The 23,689-nt window shown below is 41.1% G+C and carries 25 protein-coding genes; 14 read left to right on the plus strand and 11 right to left on the minus strand.

Features of this window, described 5'->3' with window-relative positions; translation table 11 throughout:
- Positions 1-35 precede the first annotated feature (35 nt).
- Positions 36-1,493, plus strand: a complete 1,458-nt coding sequence (locus tag DTW91_RS05875; RefSeq protein WP_228412666.1) for an alpha-amylase — start codon at positions 36-38, stop codon at positions 1,491-1,493.
- Positions 1,494-1,524: 31 nt separating this feature from the next.
- Here DTW91_RS05875 and deoC read toward each other — a convergent pair whose 3' ends face one another.
- Both deoC and DTW91_RS05885 read right to left on the minus strand, forming a co-directional pair.
- The gene (gene deoC, locus DTW91_RS05880) at positions 1,525-2,268 is read right to left on the minus strand and encodes a deoxyribose-phosphate aldolase (RefSeq protein ID WP_125202461.1); all 744 of its coding nucleotides are present in this window, start codon (positions 2,266-2,268) and stop codon (positions 1,525-1,527) included.
- A 102-nt stretch (positions 2,269-2,370) separates the two neighbouring features.
- Complete coding sequence (locus DTW91_RS05885; protein WP_125202462.1) at positions 2,371-2,841, minus strand: Lrp/AsnC ligand binding domain-containing protein; 471 nt, start codon at positions 2,839-2,841, stop codon at positions 2,371-2,373.
- Positions 2,842-3,250: 409 nt separating this feature from the next.
- Between DTW91_RS05885 and DTW91_RS05890 the strand changes: the two genes are divergently transcribed.
- A complete protein-coding gene (locus tag DTW91_RS05890) occupies positions 3,251-6,064 on the plus strand; it encodes an alpha-amylase family glycosyl hydrolase (protein ID WP_125202463.1) in 2,814 nt (937 codons plus the stop codon).
- A gap of 55 nt (positions 6,065-6,119) precedes the next feature.
- Here the strand turns inward: DTW91_RS05890 and DTW91_RS05895 are convergent, their stop codons facing one another.
- Positions 6,120-6,650, minus strand: a complete 531-nt coding sequence (locus DTW91_RS05895; protein WP_228412667.1) for an SRPBCC family protein — start codon at positions 6,648-6,650, stop codon at positions 6,120-6,122.
- Between the two features lie 177 nt (positions 6,651-6,827).
- Between DTW91_RS05895 and DTW91_RS05900 the strand changes: the two genes are divergently transcribed.
- Positions 6,828-8,867, plus strand: a complete 2,040-nt coding sequence (locus DTW91_RS05900; protein ID WP_125202464.1) for a M3 family metallopeptidase — start codon at positions 6,828-6,830, stop codon at positions 8,865-8,867.
- A gap of 81 nt (positions 8,868-8,948) precedes the next feature.
- Here DTW91_RS05900 and DTW91_RS05905 read toward each other — a convergent pair whose 3' ends face one another.
- A complete protein-coding gene (locus DTW91_RS05905; protein WP_125202465.1) occupies positions 8,949-9,185 on the minus strand; it encodes a VF530 family DNA-binding protein in 237 nt (78 codons plus the stop codon).
- Between the two features lie 80 nt (positions 9,186-9,265).
- On the opposite strand from DTW91_RS05905, the gene DTW91_RS05910 reads away from it, so the two are divergent.
- Positions 9,266-9,919 carry a GDSL-type esterase/lipase family protein gene (locus DTW91_RS05910; RefSeq protein ID WP_125202466.1) on the plus strand — a complete coding sequence of 218 codons (654 nt, stop codon included), beginning with the start codon at positions 9,266-9,268 and terminating at the stop codon, positions 9,917-9,919.
- Between the two features lie 99 nt (positions 9,920-10,018).
- Positions 10,019-11,506 carry a histidine ammonia-lyase gene (gene hutH / locus DTW91_RS05915; RefSeq protein WP_125202467.1) on the plus strand — a complete coding sequence of 496 codons (1,488 nt, stop codon included), beginning with the start codon at positions 10,019-10,021 and terminating at the stop codon, positions 11,504-11,506.
- Between the two features lie 35 nt (positions 11,507-11,541).
- Here the strand turns inward: hutH and ygiD are convergent, their stop codons facing one another.
- From ygiD to DTW91_RS12700, 3 genes are all read right to left on the minus strand, one after another.
- Entirely contained in the window at positions 11,542-12,366 is an 825-nt protein-coding gene (gene ygiD, locus DTW91_RS05920; protein ID WP_125202468.1) for a 4,5-DOPA dioxygenase extradiol, read from the minus strand.
- A gap of 124 nt (positions 12,367-12,490) precedes the next feature.
- Positions 12,491-13,000 (minus strand): YceI family protein, encoded by a 510-nt coding sequence (locus DTW91_RS05925; protein WP_125202469.1) that lies wholly within the window; start codon positions 12,998-13,000, stop codon positions 12,491-12,493.
- Positions 13,001-13,181: 181 nt separating this feature from the next.
- Entirely contained in the window at positions 13,182-13,325 is a 144-nt protein-coding gene (locus DTW91_RS12700) for a hypothetical protein (RefSeq protein ID WP_185144750.1), read from the minus strand.
- A gap of 164 nt (positions 13,326-13,489) precedes the next feature.
- Between DTW91_RS12700 and DTW91_RS05930 the strand changes: the two genes are divergently transcribed.
- The 8 genes from DTW91_RS05930 to DTW91_RS05965 all read left to right on the plus strand — a co-directional run bounded on the left by DTW91_RS05930 (position 13,490) and on the right by DTW91_RS05965 (position 20,949).
- Positions 13,490-14,818, plus strand: a complete 1,329-nt coding sequence (locus DTW91_RS05930) for a hydroxymethylglutaryl-CoA reductase, degradative (RefSeq protein WP_125202470.1) — start codon at positions 13,490-13,492, stop codon at positions 14,816-14,818.
- A 178-nt stretch (positions 14,819-14,996) separates the two neighbouring features.
- Positions 14,997-15,383 (plus strand): DUF423 domain-containing protein, encoded by a 387-nt coding sequence (locus tag DTW91_RS05935; RefSeq protein WP_125202471.1) that lies wholly within the window; start codon positions 14,997-14,999, stop codon positions 15,381-15,383.
- 8 nt (positions 15,384-15,391) lie between these two features.
- On the plus strand, positions 15,392-15,652 hold the full coding sequence (locus DTW91_RS05940) for a hypothetical protein (protein WP_125202472.1): 261 nt from the start codon (positions 15,392-15,394) through the stop codon (positions 15,650-15,652).
- Positions 15,653-15,764: 112 nt separating this feature from the next.
- On the plus strand, positions 15,765-16,967 hold the full coding sequence (gene sucC, locus DTW91_RS05945; protein ID WP_125202473.1) for an ADP-forming succinate--CoA ligase subunit beta: 1,203 nt from the start codon (positions 15,765-15,767) through the stop codon (positions 16,965-16,967).
- Positions 16,968-16,978: 11 nt separating this feature from the next.
- Positions 16,979-17,242, plus strand: a complete 264-nt coding sequence (locus DTW91_RS12705; protein ID WP_125202474.1) for a hypothetical protein — start codon at positions 16,979-16,981, stop codon at positions 17,240-17,242.
- Positions 17,243-17,273: 31 nt separating this feature from the next.
- Entirely contained in the window at positions 17,274-18,716 is a 1,443-nt protein-coding gene (locus tag DTW91_RS05955) for an aminoacyl-histidine dipeptidase (RefSeq protein ID WP_125202475.1), read from the plus strand.
- Between the two features lie 78 nt (positions 18,717-18,794).
- Positions 18,795-20,138 carry a DNA repair protein RadA gene (gene radA, locus DTW91_RS05960; protein WP_125202476.1) on the plus strand — a complete coding sequence of 448 codons (1,344 nt, stop codon included), beginning with the start codon at positions 18,795-18,797 and terminating at the stop codon, positions 20,136-20,138.
- A 235-nt stretch (positions 20,139-20,373) separates the two neighbouring features.
- Positions 20,374-20,949 carry an ACP phosphodiesterase gene (locus tag DTW91_RS05965; protein ID WP_125202477.1) on the plus strand — a complete coding sequence of 192 codons (576 nt, stop codon included), beginning with the start codon at positions 20,374-20,376 and terminating at the stop codon, positions 20,947-20,949.
- Positions 20,950-21,048: 99 nt separating this feature from the next.
- Here the strand turns inward: DTW91_RS05965 and DTW91_RS05970 are convergent, their stop codons facing one another.
- Positions 21,049-21,453 (minus strand): VOC family protein, encoded by a 405-nt coding sequence (locus tag DTW91_RS05970; RefSeq protein WP_125202526.1) that lies wholly within the window; start codon positions 21,451-21,453, stop codon positions 21,049-21,051.
- Between the two features lie 144 nt (positions 21,454-21,597).
- Positions 21,598-22,101, minus strand: a complete 504-nt coding sequence (locus DTW91_RS05975; RefSeq protein WP_125202478.1) for a DUF6702 family protein — start codon at positions 22,099-22,101, stop codon at positions 21,598-21,600.
- A 61-nt stretch (positions 22,102-22,162) separates the two neighbouring features.
- Here DTW91_RS05975 and DTW91_RS05980 point away from each other — a divergent pair, with 61 nt between their 5' ends.
- Complete coding sequence (locus DTW91_RS05980) at positions 22,163-22,729, plus strand: HupE/UreJ family protein (RefSeq protein WP_125202479.1); 567 nt, start codon at positions 22,163-22,165, stop codon at positions 22,727-22,729.
- Between the two features lie 40 nt (positions 22,730-22,769).
- Here DTW91_RS05980 and DTW91_RS05985 read toward each other — a convergent pair whose 3' ends face one another.
- Complete coding sequence (locus DTW91_RS05985; RefSeq protein WP_125202480.1) at positions 22,770-23,138, minus strand: hypothetical protein; 369 nt, start codon at positions 23,136-23,138, stop codon at positions 22,770-22,772.
- 65 nt (positions 23,139-23,203) lie between these two features.
- Positions 23,204-23,674 carry an Lrp/AsnC family transcriptional regulator gene (locus tag DTW91_RS05990; protein ID WP_125202481.1) on the minus strand — a complete coding sequence of 157 codons (471 nt, stop codon included), beginning with the start codon at positions 23,672-23,674 and terminating at the stop codon, positions 23,204-23,206.
- Positions 23,675-23,689 lie beyond the last annotated feature (15 nt).

Here is a 23,689-nt window from a genome sequence, read left to right on the forward strand (position 1 = left end):
ACTGAAAAAATCTACATTTCTTTATGAACGGAACAATGATACAATTTTTCCATTGGTACACCGGTGACGACTCATTCCTTTGGAATCATACAAAAGACCAATCACAATATTTGGCCGACTTGGGCATCACCGCCGTCTGGCTTCCACCCGCATACAAAGGCAGCAGTGGCGGATATTCCGTCGGTTACGATCCTTATGATTTGTTTGATTTGGGAGAATTTGATCAGAAAGGAAACGTGCGTACAAAATATGGCTCCAAAGACGAATATCTTGCCGCGGTCAAAGCTCTGAAAGAGAAAAACATACAGGTAATTGTGGATGTGGTTCTCAACCATAAAGCCGGTGGCGACGAGTTGGAAACATTCAAAGTAATAAAAGTGGATGAAAATAACCGCGAAAAAGTAATCTCGGAACCTTTTGATATTCAATCCTATACCAAATTTACATTTCCGGGGCGCGGTGATACGTACTCCAACTTCAAATGGGATTTCACCTGCTTTACTGCTGTAGATTATGCGGAAGGAATGGAGCCCGGCATCTACAGAATTTTCAATGATTTTGCAGATGGCTGGGACACGATAATTGACAACGAAAAAGGAAATTATGACTATTTGATGTACAACGACATCGAACACCGGAATCCCTTCGTGCGCAAGGAACTCAATTACTGGGCAGAATGGTACCACAAACAGACCGACTTCGATGGCGTGCGGCTGGATGCAGTGAAACATATTTCGCCGGATTTCTACAAAGAATGGCTGAATAATCTGCGATCCAACACCGGTAAAAACATCTTTGCCGTCGGCGAATATTGGGCTCCTGGATTCTTGCCGCTCTTGGAAGCGTATATAGATTCTACCGAAGGCTGTATGAGCCTTTTCGATTCTTCCCTTCAAGACAATCTGCACGTGGCCAGCACGACGCCGGATTATGACCTCAGACAAATCTTCAACGATACCTTGGTGGCATCGCATCCCGACAAAAGCGTCACCGTGGTAGACAATCACGACACCCAACCGCTACAGGCCTTGGAAGCGCCCGTGGAAACGTGGTTCAAACCCTTAGCTTATGCGCTGATTTTATTGAGAAAAGACGGTTATCCGTGCGTTTTTTATCCGGATCTTTACGGTGTCAGCTACAAAGATACAGGCAAAGATGGCAATGAGTATGAGATCTTTCTGGACAAAGTGGACGCCATCGAAGAACTTATCAAAGCGAGAAGGGACTTTGCGCATGGCAATCAAAAAGACTATTTTGAAGATGCCCATTGCCTCGGCTGGGTGCGGGAAGGCGATGATCACCATTCCGGCTGCGCCGTGGTCTTAAGTAACAAAGATGCGTATCACAAGCCGATGGAAATGGGAAAACAGTATGCCGGACAGACTTTTTACGATTTTACAGGGCATTTGCAAGACAAAATCACCATCGATGAAAACGGCTGGGCAGATTTTCCTTGTCCTGCAGGGAACGTGAGTGTTTGGGTAGCAGAGTAAAGGGAACCTGCAGGGTTCGTAAATTATATTACTAATATCCAGACTCAGATTCCCCTTTTCCGAGTAATGCTTTTGCAGAGGACGTGCCAATTCTTTGAACGCCCATCGCAATCATCTTCTGGGCATCGGCTGGTGTTTTCACGCCGCCAGCTGCTTTTACGGGAAGCTTGCCTGCGTTTTCGAGCATAATTTTGACACCTTCGAAAGTCGCTCCGTTGGGTTTTCCGCCTTCTGTTTCATAAAATCCGGTGGAAGATTTTACAAAGATTTTGGAAAAATCTTTTTCTTCAAAATTTTCCTGCGCCCATTTCCAAAGATGAGCCGTCAAATCGGCAATTTGATCGTCAGAAAGTGCTGCGATCTCGATAATCCATTTGACTGTTTTGCCGAAATCGAGCCCAAGTTTTGTGCCTTCCACAAATTCTTTTTCCACCAGATCGAGATGACCGGATTTGTAGGCTTCATAATTGACAACGTAATCCAACTCGTCTGCACCATCTAAAATTGCTTGGTTGGCTTCCGCCAGTTTTTCCTCCAAAGAATAAGTGCCTTCGTGGAAGCCAATCACCGTGCCTACCAAGACGTCTGAGTTTTTGCTTCTCAAATAGTCTTTGATCAGTTTTACATAATTGGGACGAATCATCACTTCTTTAAAATGATACTTTATTGCTTCGTCCGTCAGCTCTCTTATTTTTTCGAATGTTTGCTCCTCCGTTAATCCGGATTGGGACGGAGTTTTTAGATAGGTTGAGTCTAAATATTGATTGATTTCCATAACACTGATTTCTTTTTTTTTGAGAATGAAAGGCTGTAATTTGCAAAAATAAAAAAAGGATACACATCATTTTGCATCCTTGTATTTGACAATCACATTTTTTTAAACTTTCAGCTGTCTGTTGATACTTTGCTCCAAAGAGAGAATGGTTTCAGTTCTGGTGACGCCTTTCAATTTTTGGATTTTGTTTAGAATTTCCATCAAGTGGTCATTGTCTTTGCAAAGTACTTTCAGGAATATCGTGTAATTTCCCGTCGTATAATGCGCTTCCACCACTTCATTGACTAAGTTTAGATTCTTGATGGCATCTTGATAATGACTGGGCTGATCTAGAAAGACGCCAATGTACGAAACCACTTTGTAACCGATTTTTCTGGGATTGAGAAACGAAATGGAATTCTCTATGACGCCCGCCAGTTCTAATTTTTTGATTCTTTGATGAACTGCAGTTGTGGAAATCCCCACGTGCTTGGAAATGTAGGCAAGAGAAGTTTTGGCATTATCCATCAGCATATAAACAATTTCTTTGTCAACGCCGTCCAAATGATAAGCAGAGTCTGAAGCACTTTTCATAAGTTTATTTGAATTTGAATTTTTGATAACGATCGGAAAAAATGATATTCCCACCAGCAATTTGGCTGAAAAATTACTTTTTAAATATAGAATTATTTTTCATTAAAGCTCACGATATCGTTGAAGTTTTTATATGATTGTAAAATTATAGAAAATAATGTGAAGAATAAAATAAACGCGCTGTCATTTTTTCAAAATAAATACTTTTCGGCCTATAATAAAGGTAAAATTAAGCCCACTTCAGCTTAATATTTGGTTAATCTTAATCCGCACTTTTGGGAAGTCCGAAACGAAAAATAAACAAATAAATAATTGATAACCAATTTATTATAAAAAATAAATAGGCTGATATTAAAATTAATTCCGAATGCCGAAAAATTGATATATTTGAAGCCTTATATATAGACCCATGAAAATATTTTACAATCTGATCGCATGTTTTATTGCGGTTCTTAGTTTCGGGCAGGTGCAGACGGTTACGCATTCTATCAGTCCTGCCACATTCAACGAAGATGAATCTATTACCATTACTTTTAATGGCAATAGCATTAATGAATCCGCTTGGAGCGTTTCCAACAACGCGCTTTATCTTTGGTCTTGGTCCTACGATACCAACGATCAGAACAGCCTCGATTGCCCTACCAACGGCACATGGACAGCCTCAAACGAAGCCAACCGCTTGACCTACAACCCGGGGAATGACACCTACACGATTTCTTTTGTTCCAAAAACGTTCTACAACAGAACCGGATTGGGAAAAATAGGTTTCCTCATCAAAACAAAGACGGGAAACGGACAGTCTCAGGATATGTATTCCGAAGTCGGGAAGTTCCAGTTTGTGACCACAACGCCGAAAAACGGCTCCGTCAACTTCATCTCTTCCGGCGGAAATTATCCCATCTCTTACAGTACTACCCTTCCTGCAAATTTTGTCGTCAAAGCAAACGGCAATACCATCTATACAGCCAACAATGTTTCCTCGATGTTCACGGCTTATAATATCACGACGGATAATCAAATGGAATTGACGGCTACCAGTGTTGCCGATGGTACGGTGCTAACTTCGAAATTCAGCATCTCTCCTACGCCTACGACGCAGACGGCGGCTATGCCCTCTTACATGAGGCAAGGAATCAACTACGATCCCAATGATCCTACCAAAGTTGGGCTTGCATTATATGCTCCTCTAAAAACTTATGTCCACGTCATCGGAAGCTTTAATAACTGGCAGGTATCTTCCAACTATCTGATGAAGAGAGACACCAATAACCCGAACCTTTACTGGATTGAAATCACAGGTTTAACACCTCAGCAAGTTTACACGTTCCAATATAGAACTAGTGATGGTGTTAAGGTTGCGGATCCATATTCAACTTTGGTTTTATCTCCTGATGATGATCCTTGGATTTCTTCCAATACATATCCTGGATTGCCAGCATATCCTGCGGGGCAGCAATATGATGTTTCTGTCATTCAAACAGCAAAACCAGCTTATAACTGGACTGTGACTAATTTCCAAAAACCAGCAAAACAAAACCTGATTGTTTATAAAGCTCTGGTAAGAGATTTTACGGAACAGAAAAACTGGCAGGCGATGATTGATAAAATCCCATATATCAAGGGACTCAATGTCAATGCCATCGAATTATTGCCGGTGACGGAATTTGATGGAAATAATTCTTGGGGTTATAATCCGGGATTCCATCTTGCGTTGGATAAAGCATACGGAACACCTGAAAAATTCAAGGAATTTATTGACAAGTGTCACCAAAATGGTATTGCAGTAATTTTGGATGTTGTACTTAATCACGCAACAGGAAGATCTCCGCTTGAAAGATTATGGTCCACGAGTTCCACTGGAGGTTATGGCGACGTTGCATCTAACAACCCATACTTCAACCAATTGCCAAAACATGCTTACAACGTATTTTATGATTTCAACCACTCAAAAGATGAAACAAGATATTACGTCAACAGAGTGCTGGAACAATGGATTACAGAATATAAAGTGGACGGATTTCGTTGGGATCTTACCAAAGGATTTACTCAAAATTGTACAGCCTCAGACGATGCTTGTACCAATGCTTATCAGCAAGACCGGGTAGATGTTCTAAAACTTTATTCCGATTATCAATGGTCGTATGATCCCACTTCCTACGTCATTTTCGAACATTTGGGTTCAGACGGAGAAGAGCAGCAGTGGGCGAATTACAGAATCAGCGAAGGCAAAGGCGTGATAATGTGGGATAATCTCACGGGGCCTTATGGTCAAAATACGATGGGTTACGAATCTAGCAGCAACTTCAACAGGGTTGATTTTGAAAACCACGGTTTCAGCGAAAGAAGAAATATATCCTACGGCGAAAGCCACGATGAAGAAAGGTTGATGTACAAAAACTTGACCTATGGAAATGGTAGTGTAAAAACACTTGCAACTGCGCTCGAAAGACAAAAAGCTTACGGCGCCGTCTTCCTCACTGTGCCCGGTCCGAAAATGATCTGGCAGTTTGGAGAAGTGGGCTACGACTTCAGCATCAACCGCTGCGAAAATGGGACAATCAGCAACGACTGCAGAACCTCGCCCAAACCGGTAGCTTTCACGTTGGGTTATGATGCCGACGCCTCCAGAAAAGCCATTTATGATACTTGGGCTAAAATCTTGGCTATCAAATTATCAAGTTCTGTTTTCGACACCACCACTTTCACAGTAGAATCCGGAAATCTTTTGCCGAGAATCTACATCTGGAAAGACGCGCTACCGGCCAACGCACTGAAAAATGTCGTGATAGTTGCCAACTTTACTACAACAGCGCAAACCGTGACGCCTAATTTCCCATATTCCGGAACTTGGTACAACTTGATGAATAATTCCTCAATGGCGGCCAGTCCCTCCACCACAGTACTTTTGCAGCCTGGGGAGTTCAGGATTTTTGGTAATCAAGTGGCTTTGGCTACCGATGAAACCAACATTACCACTAACAAAACCTCTTTGCAAATCGTTCAGAATCCTGCAACAGACGGGCTCTTAAAAATCAGATACAAAAACGCGAAAAACGGACAGATCAACGTGTTCGATCTCAACGGAAAATTGGTTAAATATTACGGATTAAAAGAGGCAAACGGAGACGAAACGTTTTCTGTAAACGGTCTAATCTCAGGCGTTTATATAGTTCAGCTGAAGTCAGACGAAGGCTTGGCCGTTTCTAAATTGATTATCAAATAAAACAACTAATTTTTTTCTTTAAAGGAAATCGCCCCAATTTTTTCGGGGCGATTTTTTATTTTTCAGATAATTCTTTCAATTTTCCGAGACCTTGCGAGAAGGACTTGTTCATCTGCGAATTCATTAGCGGCATCATTGGCTTGAAGTAAGGTTGGATGTCATAATCGATGCTCCAAGTCGCCTTTGTTGCAGAGCCCTCAGTGGTCAGGCGCAAGTTCGAAGTGGCCGTATCATCCATTGGCCGGATGAAATGCATTTTCGTAGACACGCTGTCATTGGGGACAAGCGCGGTAATTTCTTCCTCGCCTTCTCCTGCATCGGCATTTCCCTTCCAGTGGTAGCCGTCGCCCACTTCCCCGGGAGTTCCTTTGTAAGTCACTACAATATTCGGGTCGAATTTCATCCAAGGATTCCAAGTGTTGAATGCCCTCATAGAATTCACATTCTGCCATACTTTTTCCTTTGGCGCATTGATAAGGATGGATTGCTCGTTATGAACTTTGCTGTCAACTACCAACATCATCACTGCACAATAGATCACGATTACGGCCAAAATAGCACCTAAAATTTTCAAAAATTTTTTCATAAGATTTATAGTTTAAGTTTAAAACAAATCTAAAAATTATTTAAATACAAAAAGTTTTTCTACAACAATATTAATTCCGTGCAAGCCGGGGCGCAATTTTGTCACACTTTCAACTTTAGGTACTAAATTTGTGACTTCAAAAGGATTAAAAATTTACCGACAACCATCAACTATATTATGAATCCATTATTGCAAAAATTCAATACAAAATACACCTCAGCGCCTTTTGCCGACATCAAAGAAGAACATTATCTGCCTGCTTTTCAGGAATTAATCAAAATATCCGAAAATGAAATAGAGGAAATTGCCAACAATCCGGAACCGCCTACTTTCGAAAACACCATCGAGGCAATGGCATTTTCCGGCGAACAGTTGGACAGAGTCTCCAGCATTTTCTTCAATCTTAATTCTGCAGAAACCAACGATGAAATTCAGAAAATTGCGCAGGATGTTTCCCCACTTTTGACGGAATTCTCTTCCAAAATTTCTCAAAACGAAAAATTATTCGGAAGAATAAAAGCCGTTTATGACGAAAAAGACAAGCTGGAACTGAACGATGAACAAGAAATGTTGCTCAACGAAACCTACAAAGGTTTTGTAAGAAGCGGCGCTTTATTAAGTGAAGAAGACAAAAAGAAATTGGAGAAAATCAATATGGATCTCTCCATCAAGTCGCTTCAATTCGGGCAAAATGTGTTGGCTTCAACCAATTCTTATTTCAAACATATTACAAACAAAGAAGAACTAAAAGGCATTCCCGAAGCTGTTCTTCAGCAATATGAAGAAGACGCGAAGGAAAAAGGCTTGGAAGGATATGTGATTACTTTGCAATATCCGAGCTATCTTCCTGCGATGACTTATGCCGAAAATCGTGAGCTCAGAAAAGAACTGGCTCTCGCGAACGGAAAAAAATCCTTTGATGGTAGCGAATTTGACAATCAAAATCTCATCAAAGAAATCGTAAAACTTCGTCAGGAAAAAGCGGAACTGTTGGGTTATAAAAATTATGCAAATTTTGTTCTTGAAGAAAGAATGGCACAATCTCCGGAAAAAGTTTTTGCCTTCCTCAACGAACTTTTGGAAAAAGCAAAACCCTACGCCGAAAAAGAAATCGAAGAACTGAAAACTCTGGCAAAAGCCGACGGAATCGAGGAAATCCAAAGTTTCGACCACGCATTTTACGCAGAAAAATTAAGAAAACAAAAATTCGATATCGATGATGAAGAGCTGAAACCTTATTTCCAATTGGAAAAAGTTCAGGAAGCGGTTTTTGGATTGGCCGGAAAATTATTTGGTTTAGAGTTCAAGGAAATCAATGATATTCAGAAATATCACGAAGACGTGAAAACCTTTGAGATAACGGAAGTTGGAAACAAGCTCGACGCCTCAACCCACTTCAAAGCCCTGCTCTACGTCGATTATCACCCGAGAAAAGGCAAACGTGCCGGCGCTTGGATGACGAGCTATAAAAATCAATACAAAAAAGACGGCGAAAATTCCCGTCCGCATATTTCCGTGGTTTGCAACTTCACCAAACCTACGAAAGAGACGCCAAGCTTGCTGACTTTCCAAGAAGTGACAACTTTGTTCCACGAATTCGGACACGCACTTCACGGCGTTTTGGCAGATACCACCTATCCCAATCTTTCGGGAACATCGGTCAAATGGGACTTTGTAGAATTGCCTTCACAGTTTTTGGAAAATTTCTGCTACGAACCGGAATTCCTGAAAACTTTCGCCAAACATTATCAAACCGGAGAAATCTTGCCCGATGAAAAAATCGAAAAAATCGCCCAAAGCAAATCTTTTATGGAAGGCTATCAGACGATGAGACAACTCGGTTTCGGGCTTTTGGATATGGCTTATCACACAAAATCTGATAAAGTTTCGGACATTAAAACCTTTGAAGCCGAAGAAACCAAAGCAACCAATCTGTATCCTTCCAATCCGGAAACTGCCGTCAGTCCGAGTTTTTCGCACATTTTCCAAGGCGGATATTCGGCTGGATATTATTCCTACAAATGGGCAGAAGTTTTGGATGCCGATGCGTTTCAATATTTCAAGGAAAACGGAATTTTCAATCCGGAAATTGCAGCTAAATATAAAGTTTTATTATCTTCCGGCGGAACCAAAGACCCGATGACGCTGTACAAAAACTTCCGAGGAAGCGAGCCGAAAGTGGAAAGCCTGCTGAAAAGAGCGTTTGGAAGTAATTGATTATTAGAGAATTATAGAGAATGATTGGAGGTTGAAACTTTGAAAAGCAAGCGTTGTTCGGCTGAGATCGTCAGCGCTGCATCAATTATTTTTCTTCTTCTGTCTCAAAACATACAGATACAAACTTTCCACTTTTGCTCTCGCCCAATCGGTTTTCCGTAGAAATTTCAAAGATGAATTGATGCTTGGTTTTTCGTTGAAACATCGGATGTTAATCTGTTTGCCTAATTCTTCGAAACCATCATAATAATCGAGCAATTCTTCCAAAATAGTGTCGAGTCTTTTGCCGTGTAAAGGATCTTTCGAAGGTTTTTCCATTTTGTAAAATTATTAATTTTAACTTCAAAAAAGGAAAGTTGACGCTCAATATTTCCTATATTTGGTTATAAATCGAAACAATGAAAATTCTAACTTTTATCCTCGGATTATTCTCCACGATGTTTTACACGCAAGACTTTGCGAACTTTGCCAAATACGAAAAACAAAATCAGGAACTGAAATCCAGCCAAACGACGTCCGAAGCCGTTTTGATGGGCGATTCCATCACGGAAGGTTGGTTTGCCACAGATCCGGAATTTTTCATTCAAAATAATTTTGTGGGGCGGGGCATCAGCGGACAAGTTTCTTCTCAAATGTTGTTGCGCTTTCGCGAAGATGTAATTTTATTAAAACCAAAACGCGTCATCATTCTTGCCGGAACCAATGATATTGCGGAAAACCAGGGTCCGATTTCTCTATATAAAGTTATGGGAAATATCATTTCGATGGCAGAATTGGCAAAAGTCAACAAAATCAAAGTGGTGCTGTGCTCGGTGCTTCCGGCTTATGATTTTCCGTGGAAAAGCGGAATGAACCCTGCAGATAAAGTGATAGCCCTCAACAAAATGATAGAAGATTATGCCAAAAAAAATAAGCTGACCTATGTGGATTATCATACGCCATTGAAAGACGAAAAAAACGGTTTACCGAAAGAAACTGCAGAAGACGGAATCCATCCGAACAAATTGGGTTACGAAAAAATGGAAGCCATTCTGATGAAACATTTGAGGTAAAAAAACAGGATTCAATCGACGATGGTTGGAGACGATTTGTAGCAAATCCATCTTTATATTCCTCGCAAAAAGTGTATTTTTAAGCAAAATTTTTTAGTAATGATTTACGGAATCGATACACTTGAATATCAGGATGTTTTGGACATCGCTAAAGAGCCGTCCAAAGCGAAGCTCAATAAAAAATCAAGAGAACAAATCATCAATTCTTACCAGAATGTTCAGAAAATTGTAGCCTCCGACAGAACCGTTTACGGCATCAACACAGGATTTGGGTCGCTTTGCGATACCAAAATATCGGAGCCGGAAACGGCTCAGCTTCAGCATAATTTGATTATTTCTCACGCCGTTGGCGTTGGAAAACCTGTCGATAAAAATATTTCCAAAATAATGATCATCGCCAAGATCCACGCTTTGTCGAAAGGATTTTCGGGCGTTTCATTGGAAGTGATAGAGCGTTTGATTTTGATGTTGGAAAAAGACATCATTCCTGTAGTTCCGGAGCAAGGTTCTGTTGGTGCATCTGGAGATTTGGCGCCTTTGGCACATTTGGTTTTACCGCTTTTGGGATTAGGTCTGGTTTGGGAAAATGACAAAGTGATTGAGGCTGCAAAAGTTCTGAAAAAACATCAGATGAAACCTTTAAAGCTCGGTCCCAAAGAAGGATTAGGCTTGATCAACGGAACGCAGTTTATCCTTGCTCACGCCATTACGGGTTTGAGCAAGTTTGAATATCTTTTGGATCTGGCAGATATTGCGGCAGCAATGAGTTTGGAAGCTTACCGCGGATCTGCAAGTCCGTTCAAGAAAGAGTTACACGATATTCGTCCTTTTGATGGAAGCAGAAAAGTGGCAGAAAGAATGCGTCATTTGTTGAAGGATTCGGATAATTTGAAATCGCACGAATTTTGCGACCGCGTGCAAGATCCCTATTCTATACGATGCGTGCCGCAGGTCCACGGCGCCAGCAGAAATGCTTTTGAACATCTGAAACAACTGACAAACACAGAACTGAACTCGGTGACCGACAATCCCATTATTCTCAGCGCGGAAGAATCTATTTCCGGAGGCAATTTCCACGGACAACTGTTGGCTTTGCCGTTGGATTATTGCGCACTGGCTGCGGCAGAATTGGGAAATATCTCGGACAGAAGAAGTTATCTCCTGCTGGAGGGGAAATTTGGCTTACCTAAGTTGTTAACAGAAAGCTCCGGGCTCAATTCCGGAATGATGATCCCGCAATATACCGGTGCAGCGCTGGTGAGCGAGAACAAAACACTCTGTTTCCCGGCATCTGCAGATTCTATTCCAACAAGTTTAGGTCAGGAAGATCACGTTTCTATGGGAAGTATTTCCGGGCGGAAATTTAATCAGATCTTGGGAAATCTTGAAAATATTTTGGCAATCGAATTGATGTTTGCAGCACAAGGTTTGGAGTTCAGGCGACCTGCCGTTTGTTCTGACATTGTTGAGAAAAATTACGCCATTATTCGTTCCGTGGTTCCGAAATTGGAGAATGACAGATTGATTGGGGAAGATATTTTGAAAATTGCTGAGTTGGTGAGAGGAAGGAAACTTTTAGTCAATTAAGATATTGATAAATTAAACTAAAAAACTCGAAACTTCTACCCAATTTTTATCGAGGTCATACTCAAGGAACCGCCAATGAGTGCATCGTTGAATAGCGACAGTTCTTCCGTCTTATCTTTCAATCCAAGGCTGTAGATCATCGGCAGATAATGATCGGGCGTTGGAACCGCATATTGCATAAAGCTTCCTTGCTTTTGATAATTTAAAAGTTTCTGGAAATCGCCATTCAACAGCCAGTTATTGATTTTTTCGCTCGCTTCTACCGCCCAGTCCCAGCCGGCACCGATGGTATCGATATTCCGCCAATCGACCAATCTCAGATTGTGAACCATATTTCCACTGCCAATGATCAGAATTCCTTTTTCACGGAGTTTCGCGAGTCTTTTCGCCAATTCAAAATGATATTCGGGCGGCTTGGTATAATCGATACTTAGCTGAATGACAGGGATATCCGCCTGAGGATAGAGATGGCGCAGAACCGACCACGCGCCGTGATCCAATCCCCAACTGTGATCCTCTTCTGCGAAAGGCGCCAGCAAATCCACCGTTTCCCTGGCCAATTCCGGACTGCCTTTTGCCGGATACTGCACATCAAAAAGCGCTTTGGGAAATCCCGAAAAATCGTGAATGGTTTTTGGCAGTTCCATTGCCGTCACGAAAGTGCCATTCGTAAACCAATGCGCAGAAATACAGATGATTGCATTGGGTTTTGGGATTTCTTTGCCGATATTTCGGAATCCCTGCACGAAAATATTTTCTTCGATGGCATTCATCGGGGAGCCGTGTCCCAGAAAGAGAACGGGCATTTTTTCGGTGGTTTCGAAATGATCTGATATTTTGGAAAGATCGTTGAGGTTCATTGTAAAAATGTATTAAGTCTAATGTCAAAATAGTTTTATCATTTTGCCCAAATCAAAAAAGCGTGAACAGAGTGGCCTGTGTTCACACTTTCAAAAAACTCAAACTATAAAAAATACTATTTTTTTACTGTTTTACGAACTGCAGTTCTCCTGCGATTTTCACTTCTTCGCTTACCATCACGCCGCCGGTTTCCAAAGTGGCGTTCCAAGTGAGACCGAAGTCTGATCGTTTGATTTTCCCTTCGAAAGAGAAGCCTGCTTTGGTGTTGCCCCAAGGATCGGTATTGATTCCACCGAAATCGACCTCTAAAGTTATCGGTTTGGTGATGCCGTTCAAGGTGAGATTCCCTGTAACATCGCCGTTGAAACTTGTGGATTCCCAAGTGATTTTGGGATTGGCTTCTGCGTTGAAGAAGTCCGAACCTTTCAGATGGGTATCTCGGTCGGCATTATTGGTAAAGACCGAATCTGTTTCGACGTAGCCCGACACTTTTGCGTTGGTAAAGGTGTCATCTTCTGACTCGACTTCTGCGTTGAACTTCGTGAATTCTCCTTTTATATTGGAGATCATCAGGTGTTTTACTTTGAAAGTGATCTCGCTGTGCGTTGGATCCAATTGCCATTTAGTTGCCATAATTTCTGATTATTTTTGTTGGTTAACAATGTAAATTTATGGCAAAACAAATTTTTAAACATTGATGTAAGATAAGAAGTAGAATATCTAGTTCCGAGTTTTCAATCTTTCAAAATGGATCGTTTAATTTTTCGGGGTTTTGACGGTATCAAAGACATTGGCAATTACAATTCTCTTCGCTTCAAGATTTATATAATATAAGATTTTGCTCAAAAAACTCAGCCTTATTTTTATAAAGAAAATTTTCAATTGCACTGATCAATTTTTCGTTATCTATCTGAAGAAATTCTTGAACGATGGATATTTTGCGTGCATCTAAATTCATTGTTTTTAATTTTAATTCAAATTTACATAAAATTTCGAAGTGTTTTGCTTGATAATAATTGTTAAAAAAAAGAAAACTCAGTCCGTTATCAGGAAATTGTCGAATTTAAAGAATCAATTTAAAATGATCAAAATTCCTATCTTTACCAATATAAAAATTTCCCTATGAACCATCGTCCTATTGAAGGGTTTTCAAAACTTTCCAAACAAAAAAAAATCGATTGGCTAATCAGCGAATATCTAAGCAACGACAGAAGTTACGAGCAGATTCTGCAGCAATATTGGAACAATGATGCCGCCTTGCAAAAAATGCACGACGAGTTTTCCGAAAACACAATTTCCAATTTTTATATGCCTTACGGAATTGCTCCAAACTTCCTGATAGACGGGAAACTTCTGGCACTTCCAATGGCGATTGAAGAAAGTTCGGTGGTAGCAGCAGCGTCCAAAGCGGCAAAATTTTGGATTGACAAAGGCGGTTTCAAAACGACCATTATCAATACAGAAAAACTGGGTCACACGCATTTTATCTTCAAAACCGAGGCTCACAAACTGCTGCATTTTTTCAATTTTAAGCTTAAGAAAAAGCTCTTGCGGACCACGGAAGATATTACCAAAAATATGCGCAACCGCGGTGGCGGCATTCTGGACATCAAACTCATCGATAAAACCGCTGAGCTGGAAGATTATTATCAACTGAAAGCGAGTTTTGATACGGTAGATTCGATGGGCGCGAATTTTATTAATTCTTGCCTGGAACAATTCGGAAAAACTTTGAAAGAAGAAGTTGCCAAGGAAGAAAGTTTCTCTCAGGAGGAAAAAGATTCATTCCAGATTGTGATGAATATCCTTTCCAATTATACGCCGGAGTGCATCGTAAGAGCCGAGGTTTCCTGCAAAATTGAAGATTTGAAAGACGAAAGCGGTATCTCCAACGAGGAATTTGCTTGGAAATTCAAACAAGCGGTGACGATTGCAGAGATTGAACCTTACAGAGCGACGACGCACAACAAAGGAATAATGAATGGCGTGGACGCTGTCGTAATCGCAACGGGAAATGATTTCCGCGCCACCGAGGCTTGCGCACACGCTTACGCTGCGAGAAACGGGAAATACTCTTCGCTCACGCATTGCACCACCGACAACGGAATTTTCAGATTTTGGATAGACCTGCCGATTTCTGTCGGAGTCGTTGGCGGATTGACAAATCTTCATCCTTTGGTAAAATTCTCTTTGGCATTACTTGGAAAACCATCTGCGCAGGAATTGATGAGTATCTTGGCTGTTTCCGGATTGGCGCAGAATTTCGGGGCGCTTCGTTCTTTGGTGACGACGGGAATCCAGAAAGGTCATATGAAGATGCATCTTTTCAATATCTTGAATCAATTTGGTGCGACGGAAGAGGAGAAACAGCATTTTGTCACCTACTTCAAAGACAAAACGGTGAGTCATCACGAGGTGATTTCGGAATTGGAGAAATTGAGAAATAAATAGACTGATGTTTGGGATTTTACTTTCAGTTTTCATCCTGATTTTTGGAATATTTCTGAGAACGACAAACAATCCGGGATTCGCCAGTTCGAAACGATTCTCCTGGTTGTTCATAATTATAGGAATACTTACAATTGCAGGGAAACTTATTATTTTATATCAAAAAGGAGAATTATAAATTATGAAAAACTTTACTTTAATCATCGGCGGAATCTACGGTTTATTATCTGTAGTTCTTGGAGCGTTTGGTGCGCACGCCTTCAAAAAAATATTATCTATCGAAAGACTGGAAAGCTTCGAAACGGGTGTTCGTTATCAAATGTATGCAGCGTTTTTTCTTTTGATTGTCGGTTATATTTTAAAATTCGACACGACTTCTGAGAAATGGATTTCTATCTTGATGATTGCGGGAACTTTTCTATTTTCTGTGAGTATTTATTGTCTGGCTTTTCAGGACGTTTGGGGCGTTAATTTGAAATTTCTTGGACCGGTCACCCCACTTGGCGGCTTGTTTATGATCATCAGTTGGGCGATGCTGATTTGGTATTTTGCACAGGTTAAATTTTAATCAACGAAATGTTTTTCATCTTCGGAATCAAAACCAAACTCGTTGGGAAAGAAGAACGTAAAGTCGTGAAAAATGGCTTTATGGCCAATGCTATTATTTCGGTTTACAAAGATTATTTCGAATTGTTTTTCATTCCGATATTTCCATTCGGTAAAAAATACAGCATTTACATTCCGCATTCGGATGAATATTATGAGACCGGGGTTGGCGCATCAGATATGCCGAAAGAATATCTGGAACTTTGTAAAGATGTTGGGAAAAGGTATTGATTTGCAATTATTTTGAAAACTGATTTCAATCAGTCATTCATAGAAGCTAATTCGTCACTTTTTCATAAATTTGTGAATCTTATAAAAATCTAAAAAATAATCAATACCTATTATGAATCTTCACGAGTATCAATCAAAAGAGATTTTAGCAAAATACGGGGTCAATATCCAACGTGGTTTTGTCGCAAACAATGTGGACGAGGCCGTTGCGGCTGCCGAAAAACTAACTGCTGAAACCGGAGCACAAGGCTGGGTTGTAAAAGCGCAGATCCACGCTGGCGGACGCGGAAAAGGTGGCGGTGTCAAGTTCTCTCCCACGATGGAAAAACTTAAAGAAAACGCCGGAAACATCATCGGAATGCAGCTTATCACGCCGCAGACCTCTGCTGAAGGCAAAAAAGTAAACTCTGTTTTGATTGCAGAAGATGTGTATTATCCCGGAGAATCTGAAACCAAAGAATTCTACGTTTCTATCCTTCTCGACAGAGCTTTAGGGAAAAACACGATCGTCTATTCTACTGAAGGCGGGATGGATATCGAGCACGTTGCAGAAGCCACGCCACACCTGATCCACAAAGAAGTGATCGATCCTGCTTACGGATTGCAAGCTTTCCAAGCGAGGAAAATTGCTTTCGGATTGGGCCTTGAAGGGAATGCTTTCAAAGAATTTACAAAATTCATCACGTCTCTTTACAACGCTTATATCGGGATCGATGCTTCTCTTTTCGAGATCAACCCGGTTCTGAAAACTTCTGACAACAAAATCATCGCCGTAGATGCAAAAGTGACTTTGGACGACAACTCGCTTTTCCGTCACAAAGATCTTGCTGAACTAAGAGATACAAGAGAAGAAGATCCATTGGATGTAGAAGCCGGCGCAGCAGGTCTCAACTTTGTAAAATTGGATGGCAACGTGGCTTGTATGGTAAACGGTGCCGGTCTTGCAATGGCGACGATGGATATCATCAAATTATCCGGCGGAAATCCTGCCAACTTCTTGGACGTTGGTGGAACAGCCGATGCACAAAGAGTACAAACCGCTTTCGGAATCATCTTGAGAGATCCGAACGTAAAAGCGATCCTGATCAACATCTTCGGAGGAATCGTAAGATGCGACCGAGTGGCGCAAGGCGTTGTAGACGCTTACCACGCGATGGGAAGCCTTCCGGTTCCATTGATAGTAAGATTGCAAGGAACCAACGCTGTAGAAGCTAAAAAACTAATCGACGAGTCCGGACTTCCCGTCCATTCTGCCATTACTTTGGACGAAGCGGCGAACAAAGTAAAAGAAGTTCTTGCCCACCAAGAATCTTAAAAAAATGAAAAATGCCTCCGAAGTCTGAGGCTAAAAATATTCAAGCTTACGAGCCTTTCAGAGTTGTGATTTCTGAAAGGCTTTTTTTATTGATTTGGCGATTATCAGTCATTACTAAATTTGCCAAGAGGCCTTTTGTGGTGTTACCCTATTTTCTGCCTCATTTTCCAAATTCCTCTTCCAAAGCTAAGCAACTTTCACCATCACTTTTCAAAATTTTGAATTTTGATAGAGTTTTTAAATGGCGAAGCTTATCACGTCTTCTTTTTTCTTAGTAAATTGCTGTCACAAAATTTGTCAAAAAAAATGGAATATTCTCAACTGGAACCCAAAGCGATCTGGAAAAACTTCGCCGCACTTAATTCGGTTCCAAGACCTTCAAAAAAAGAAGAAAAAGTCATAAAATTCATAAAGGAATTCGGGGAAAATCTGGGATTGCCAACCACCGTTGATGCCGTTGGAAATGTCATCATCACAAAACCTGCCACCACAGGAATGGAAAACCGACAGCCCATAGTGCTGCAATCGCATCTCGATATGGTTTGCCAAAAAAACAACGATGTCGATTTTGATTTCGAGACCCAAGGCATACAAATGTTCGTAGATGGCGATTGGGTGAGAGCCAGAGGAACGACTCTTGGCGCGGACAATGGTTTGGGTGTCGCTACGATCATGTCGATTTTGGAAAGTAATGATATCGCCCATCCCGATTTGGAAGCCCTTTTCACCATCGATGAAGAAACCGGAATGACCGGCGCCTTGGCTTTGAAACCCGGACAACTCAACGGCAAAATCCTTCTGAATCTGGACACCGAAGAAGATGACGAAATCGATATCGGATGCGCAGGTGGCGTGGATGTGACAGCCTCGGCAAAATTTACTTTAGTAGAAGGCAAAGGCCAAACTTTCCAAATCGAAATCAAAGGTTTGCAAGGCGGACATTCGGGAATGGATATTCACAAGGGTTTCGGAAACGCCAACAAGATTCTCGGCAGATTTTTATTTTTGGGGTTGGAAAATCAGATTCAACTCATTTCCATTGACGGCGGAGGCTTGCGAAATGCCATTCCCAGAGAAGCCGTCGCCCTTTTTTCCGCCGAAAATCCCGAAGCGTTTTTGAAAAATGCAGACCGGCTGAAAACCGATATTTTGGAAGAATTTGCGACATTGGAAAAAGACCTAATCATTAATATCGAAAAAACAGATTCATCCGAAAAAGCAATTAATTTTGACGATTCCAAGAAAATAATTTTTGCCATCAATGCGGCTCACAATGGCGTTTTCCGGATGAGTCCGGAGGTGGAAGGTTTGGTAGAAGCCTCCAACAACGTGGCCAGAGTGGAACTGAAAAACGGCGAAATCCGAATTCTAAATCTATCGCGATCTTCCGTAGAATCGACCAAATGGGAAGTAGCCAACCAGCTGAAATCTTCTTTTGAAAGCAATGGCTTGAAGACAGAATTCGGAGGTTCCTATCCCGGCTGGAAACCAAAACCCGATGCAGAAATCATCCACTTGATGACGGCGCTTTACGAAACTAATTTTGGAGAAAAACCAATGGTTGTCGCGTGCCACGCCGGTCTGGAGTGCGGCATCATCGGCGCCAATTATCCCGAAATGGAGATGGTGAGTTTTGGCCCCACCATCAAAGGAGCACATTCTCCGGATGAGCGCGCCAATATTGCTTCGGTTCAGAAATTCTGGAAATTCACGCAGGATATTTTGAAAAATATTCCACTGAAAAACTGACATTCTAACAATAAAATTCGGTATAAATGCTGGATTTTTCTGTTTCAAAAATCGGTTTCGATTCATTAATTTTACAAAATGGCAAAACTCAAAACGCAATATTTCTGTCAGAACTGCGGCGCACAATATTCGCAATGGCATGGCCAATGCAAAACCTGTGGCGAGTGGAACACTTTGGTGGAAGAAATCGTGGAAAAAAGCACGCAATCCATTGCCACGAAATCTAAATCGTCCATCATCAACATCATCGAGGTGGAAACCAATGAGGAACCGCGAATCATCTCGCCATCTGAAGAGCTCAACCGCGTTTTGGGAGGCGGCATCGTCCTGGGTTCGGTGACGCTGATCGGCGGCGAACCAGGCATCGGAAAATCGACGCTTCTTCTGCAGCTGGCTCTGAAAATGAAGAAAAAGATTCTGTACGTTTCGGGCGAAGAAAGTGCCTCGCAAATCAAAATGAGAGCCGATCGGCTGGCAGAAGTGAAAAACCCAAACTGCTTCCTCTTCACAGAAACTGCGGTAGAAAAAATCCTGCACGAAGCGCAAAAACTGCAGCCCGATTTTATGATTATCGATTCTATCCAGACCTTGCAATCGCAATTGATCGAAAGCTCGCCCGGCACGGTTTCCCAAATCCGGGAATGCTCCAACGAAATCATCAAATTTGCCAAAGAAAATAACGTCCCCGTTTTCATCGTGGGACACATTACCAAAGACGGCCAAATTGCCGGCCCCAAAGTTTTGGAACACATGGTGGATGTGGTCCTCAACTTCGATGGCGACCGGAATCACCTCTTCCGACTCTTGCGAGCCAACAAAAATCGCTTTGGCTCGACATCGGAAATCGGAATTTACGAAATGATCTCCAGCGGACTGAAAGAGATAAAAAATCCATCCGAAATCCTCATCACCAAAAAATTTGAAGAACTATCGGGCAACGCCATTGCTGTAACTTTGGAAGGCAACCGCCCGATGCTGCTGGAGATTCAGGCCTTGGTAAGCACTGCTGTTTACGGTACGCCGCAAAGAAGCTCGACTGGTTTTGACGGCAAAAGACTCAATATGCTGCTGGCCGTTCTGGAAAAGCGCGCAGGTTTCCAGCTCGGGTCTAAGGATGTTTTCCTCAACATTACGGGAGGCATCAAAACCGACGATCCGGCTTTGGATCTCGCCGTAGTAGCCTCCATTTTATCGAGTAACGAGGATCTTGCAATCCCTGAACATTATTGTTTTGCTGGAGAGATCGGGCTTAGCGGTGAGATTCGGCCGGTTGCTCAAGTAGAACAACGCATCACCGAAGCGGAAAAATTGGGCTACGAAAAAATCTACGTTTCTAATCTCAACAAGATCCCGAAAAGAAAATTCGGCATCACCATCGTGCAGATCAGCAAGATTGAGGATTTTGTGGCGTCTTTGTTTTAACAACCTAAGACTTGAAATGCTTTTTAAATTTTAATTAAATTATAGTCCCGCTAAAGAATTTTGTAATGAAAAAATATCTCAACATCTTGATGGCACTCATTGCCGGCGGCGCTTTTTTTTAGAATTTATATTTTGGAATTAAAACCAATTTTCTGGGATGGTTATTTTACCATCATAGCCTTTTTTTTACTTAGTGTTTTATTTTTAAGTAAATTCACAAAATATCCTTTATGATTTGAACTATCTTGCCCATTCCGTTCTTTCTTTTACCGACGGCCAACTCGTTGGTAATATGATTGCCGATTTTATCAAAAATGATGAAAGGCCGTATTTTCCTTTGGAAATCCAAGAAGGGATCAAACTGCACCGGGCGATAGACACTTTCACCGATATACATCCCGCCGTTTCGGAGGCCAAAAAAATCTTCAGCCCGCTGGTACGGCTATATTCCGGCGCTTTTGTAGATGTTGCTTTTGATCAATTTGTGGCGCAGCTTTTCTCACCTGATGAACTGAAAAAGCATGCAGAAAAAACGTATTTGACGCTTTGGAAATATGAAAAATGGCTTCCTGCAAACTACCGGCAAATGCTTGTGCGAATGCAAAAGGAGGATTGGTTGTCGAATTACAGAGAAGATCGCGGGATCCGGTTCAGTATGCAAAATGTGCTTCACAAGGCGAAATATTTGGATGCAGGCTTGCCGGTTTTTGATTTGTTCTTAGCCAATAAATCGGAATTACGCTTCTATTTTGATCAATTTTTCCCGGATCTACTTTTGGAATGCCAAACGAATTATGAACGATTGATTTAATCTAAAAATATTGAAGTCCAACCCGGTTCTTCGACATCAAATTTTTTATAATCCCAATATTTTGCTGCTGAGGTTTATCTTAATTTTAAAATAGAAAATTTATCGATGCTGATCGATGAGGATTTTGTTTCCGTCGGGATCTGTAAATTCTATATAAGCCGGGCCTTTGGTGTTCTCGTCGGCTTCTGTGCTTAGTTTGATTTGATCGGCTTTGAGTTTTTTCTGGATTTTGCGAACGTCTGTGAAGGGATTCACTTCTTTGGCATTCTCGTCCCAGCCGGGATTGAAGGTCAAAATATTGCCCTCAAAATAGCCCTTGAAAATCCCGATAAGGGTGCTTCCGTTCTTCATAATGAGATAGTTCTGCTTCAAATCGCCTCCCATTTGTGAAAACCCGAGTTTTTCATAAAACTCCTTGGATTTTTGCAAATCTTTGACATTGAGGCTCACCGAGAAAGCACCCAGGGGGAGTTGCGGGCTCTTGCCGGCGCTTTGCGAAAACATTGGCAATGAAATGAACAGAAATAATAGTGAAATGTACGTTTTCATATTTCGATTTTTTAATTTGTCCTGAAAATTAGTATATTTTTTAAATAAAAGCCTGACTTTAAGTCTTTTATATTTTCGATATTCTTTTATGTATTTTGATCAAAATTGCTGATACAAGTAGCGATCCGGATAATTCAGTTTTTTACTTTTCCGTTCGCCATTGACGATGATGTGGATGATGTTCATTTGATCATCAAACAAATTATACAACAAACTGACGGCAGTTTCCACTTTCTTTGGCGTTGCTAAAGGTGCAGATTCCAAATAGATTTGGACGCTTTCGTGATCTTCTTCATAACCAATATATTTTAGATTAAGCAATTGGTTGTCAGCTTTTAATCTGATATATTCCGTAACGTACAGTTGCAGCTCTTTGTTGATTTCGGTCTGATATTTTTTATCCAAAAAATGCACCGACTGTCCATACTTTTTGTTGAGCGCACTTTCCAAATCATCCATAAAAAAACGTCCCGTGACTTCGAAAGTCTTTGATTTTGAATTATAATTGAACTCTACCGAACCAACGTGGTACGGATGTGGAACAAAGGATAAATTATAAATGATTAACGATAAAATATAACCAAGAAAAAGCGGTTTTTTCATCTTTAGAAAGTTTGAAATCAAAATTAATGATTATTTTCGTGCGATTTTGAGAAATGAGACGATGGCGGATTTTCTATTTTATTTGAAGCTGGGCTGGGCGCATATTATTTCTTTGGATGCATTGGATCATCAGCTGTTTATATTGGTTTTGATTGCGGCATACAACTTCAAAGATTTCAAAAAATTATTGATTCTGGTGACGGCGTTTACCGTTGGGCATTGCATCACGCTGGCATTGTCTAGTTTTGACATGATCCGTATGAAAAGCAGTTGGATAGAATTCCTGATTCCCTGCACGATTGTGATCACAAGTTTGGACAATATTTTTTTCAGAGGGAAAAATTCGTACGTATATTACTTCGCTCTGTTTTTCGGCTTGATCCACGGGTTGGGATTTGCTAATACGGCGCGGATGATGGTGGCGAATGGGCAAAGCATTGCGATGCCATTGTTGGGTTTTAATGTGGGTTTGGAACTGGGACAGATTGTTTTGGTGATTATCATTCTCATCATCTTTTCGATCCTGACAAGACTGACCAAACTGAATCAAAGAGATTGTTTGCTCATCATTTCATCCGCTGCCGGTGCGCTTGCTTTGCAGATGGCCGCGGAAAGAATGCCTTTCTGAATGATAAAAAAGTTGAGGATAATTTATACCATTGACCATTCTATTTCAGAACCTTCCAACGCGGAATGACGGCCAGAAGTCCGAGGCCGATGTACAGAAATAGGACGGTAACATCGGAGTACAGAAACGTGCTGAGAAAATAGTTGTGAAGGGCAAAATGGATGGCGACAAAAAGTGGAAAAAGTAGGACGCCCACTTTTCTGAATAGCAAAATTAGGACCGCACTAAGCATTACCAAAAGATCGACTCCAAAGGTGTAATAGAAGAAATTTTTAGGAATATTGATCTTTTGATGAAGCGAATATTCGACATAATCAGTATAAATACTGAGCGCATAAACCAGGAAAATGAGGCCAAAAAAGAGGTAATAATCTTTGTTGCTTTGGAAGCTTCTATCAGTTGCTTTCATTTGATAAAATTATAAAAAAAGAGCTTAACGAATAAGCTCTTCCTATAGAAATTTTTATTAACTAACTATATACTAACCGCATCTATAAGACGGTTCTTATCACTGATATATTCCTCCATAGAGATCATACTTTCGGTTCTCATCACATCTTGAATATCATCGATCTGATAAATTATTCTTTTTGCATCTTCGGTATCTTTAGCTCTCATTTTGCAAAAGATGTTATATTTTCCCGATGTTACACTGGCTTCCACCACATTTGGAATCTGAGCCAGCTGCTTCAGCACATCGTGCGTATGGTTCGATTTTGTAAGCAAGATTCCGATGAATGCGGTGAAGTTGTAATCCAACTTGCCATAATCGATATTAAGGGAAGACCCTAAGATAATGCCTGCATCTTCCATTTTCTTCACACGTACGTGGATGGTTCCCGCGGAAACGTCCATTTGTTTAGCAATTTCCGTAAAAGGCATTCTGGTATTTTCTACCAAGAAATCCAAAATTTTCTTATCGACTTCGTCTAATTGATAGTTCATTGTTAAGATTGTTAT

Source organism: Chryseobacterium sp. SC28, assembly GCF_003932955.1.
Taxonomy (GTDB): Bacteria; Bacteroidota; Bacteroidia; order Flavobacteriales; family Weeksellaceae; genus Epilithonimonas.

What these genes read in the sequence shown, in the direction of transcription:
- DTW91_RS05930 (WP_125202470.1), top strand. Translation starts at nt 13,490, where the DNA reads ATGAACCATCGTCCTATTGAAGGGTTTTCAAAACTTTCCAAACAAAAA.
- DTW91_RS05940 (WP_125202472.1), top strand. Translation starts at nt 15,392, where the DNA reads ATGTTTTTCATCTTCGGAATCAAAACCAAACTCGTTGGGAAAGAAGAA.
- DTW91_RS05910 (WP_125202466.1), top strand. Translation starts at nt 9,266, where the DNA reads ATGAAAATTCTAACTTTTATCCTCGGATTATTCTCCACGATGTTTTAC.
- DTW91_RS05900 (WP_125202464.1), top strand. Translation starts at nt 6,828, where the DNA reads ATGAATCCATTATTGCAAAAATTCAATACAAAATACACCTCAGCGCCT.
- DTW91_RS05890 (WP_125202463.1), top strand. Translation starts at nt 3,251, where the DNA reads ATGAAAATATTTTACAATCTGATCGCATGTTTTATTGCGGTTCTTAGT.
- DTW91_RS05985 (WP_125202480.1), bottom strand. Translation starts at nt 23,138, where the DNA reads ATGAAAGCAACTGATAGAAGCTTCCAAAGCAACAAAGATTATTACCTC.
- ygiD (WP_125202468.1), bottom strand. Translation starts at nt 12,366, where the DNA reads ATGAACCTCAACGATCTTTCCAAAATATCAGATCATTTCGAAACCACC.
- DTW91_RS05875 (WP_228412666.1), top strand. Translation starts at nt 36, where the DNA reads ATGATACAATTTTTCCATTGGTACACCGGTGACGACTCATTCCTTTGG.
- DTW91_RS05975 (WP_125202478.1), bottom strand. Translation starts at nt 22,101, where the DNA reads ATGAAAAAACCGCTTTTTCTTGGTTATATTTTATCGTTAATCATTTAT.
- DTW91_RS05970 (WP_125202526.1), bottom strand. Translation starts at nt 21,453, where the DNA reads ATGTTTTCGCAAAGCGCCGGCAAGAGCCCGCAACTCCCCCTGGGTGCT.
- deoC (WP_125202461.1), bottom strand. Translation starts at nt 2,268, where the DNA reads ATGGAAATCAATCAATATTTAGACTCAACCTATCTAAAAACTCCGTCC.
- DTW91_RS05935 (WP_125202471.1), top strand. Translation starts at nt 14,997, where the DNA reads ATGAAAAACTTTACTTTAATCATCGGCGGAATCTACGGTTTATTATCT.
- DTW91_RS05905 (WP_125202465.1), bottom strand. Translation starts at nt 9,185, where the DNA reads ATGGAAAAACCTTCGAAAGATCCTTTACACGGCAAAAGACTCGACACT.
- DTW91_RS05895 (WP_228412667.1), bottom strand. Translation starts at nt 6,650, where the DNA reads ATGAAAAAATTTTTGAAAATTTTAGGTGCTATTTTGGCCGTAATCGTG.
- sucC (WP_125202473.1), top strand. Translation starts at nt 15,765, where the DNA reads ATGAATCTTCACGAGTATCAATCAAAAGAGATTTTAGCAAAATACGGG.
- DTW91_RS05925 (WP_125202469.1), bottom strand. Translation starts at nt 13,000, where the DNA reads ATGGCAACTAAATGGCAATTGGATCCAACGCACAGCGAGATCACTTTC.
- DTW91_RS05955 (WP_125202475.1), top strand. Translation starts at nt 17,274, where the DNA reads ATGGAATATTCTCAACTGGAACCCAAAGCGATCTGGAAAAACTTCGCC.
- DTW91_RS12705 (WP_125202474.1), top strand. Translation starts at nt 16,979, where the DNA reads ATGCCTCCGAAGTCTGAGGCTAAAAATATTCAAGCTTACGAGCCTTTC.
- DTW91_RS05885 (WP_125202462.1), bottom strand. Translation starts at nt 2,841, where the DNA reads ATGAAAAGTGCTTCAGACTCTGCTTATCATTTGGACGGCGTTGACAAA.
- radA (WP_125202476.1), top strand. Translation starts at nt 18,795, where the DNA reads ATGGCAAAACTCAAAACGCAATATTTCTGTCAGAACTGCGGCGCACAA.
- DTW91_RS05990 (WP_125202481.1), bottom strand. Translation starts at nt 23,674, where the DNA reads ATGAACTATCAATTAGACGAAGTCGATAAGAAAATTTTGGATTTCTTG.
- DTW91_RS12700 (WP_185144750.1), bottom strand. Translation starts at nt 13,325, where the DNA reads ATGAATTTAGATGCACGCAAAATATCCATCGTTCAAGAATTTCTTCAG.
- DTW91_RS05980 (WP_125202479.1), top strand. Translation starts at nt 22,163, where the DNA reads ATGGCGGATTTTCTATTTTATTTGAAGCTGGGCTGGGCGCATATTATT.
- hutH (WP_125202467.1), top strand. Translation starts at nt 10,019, where the DNA reads ATGATTTACGGAATCGATACACTTGAATATCAGGATGTTTTGGACATC.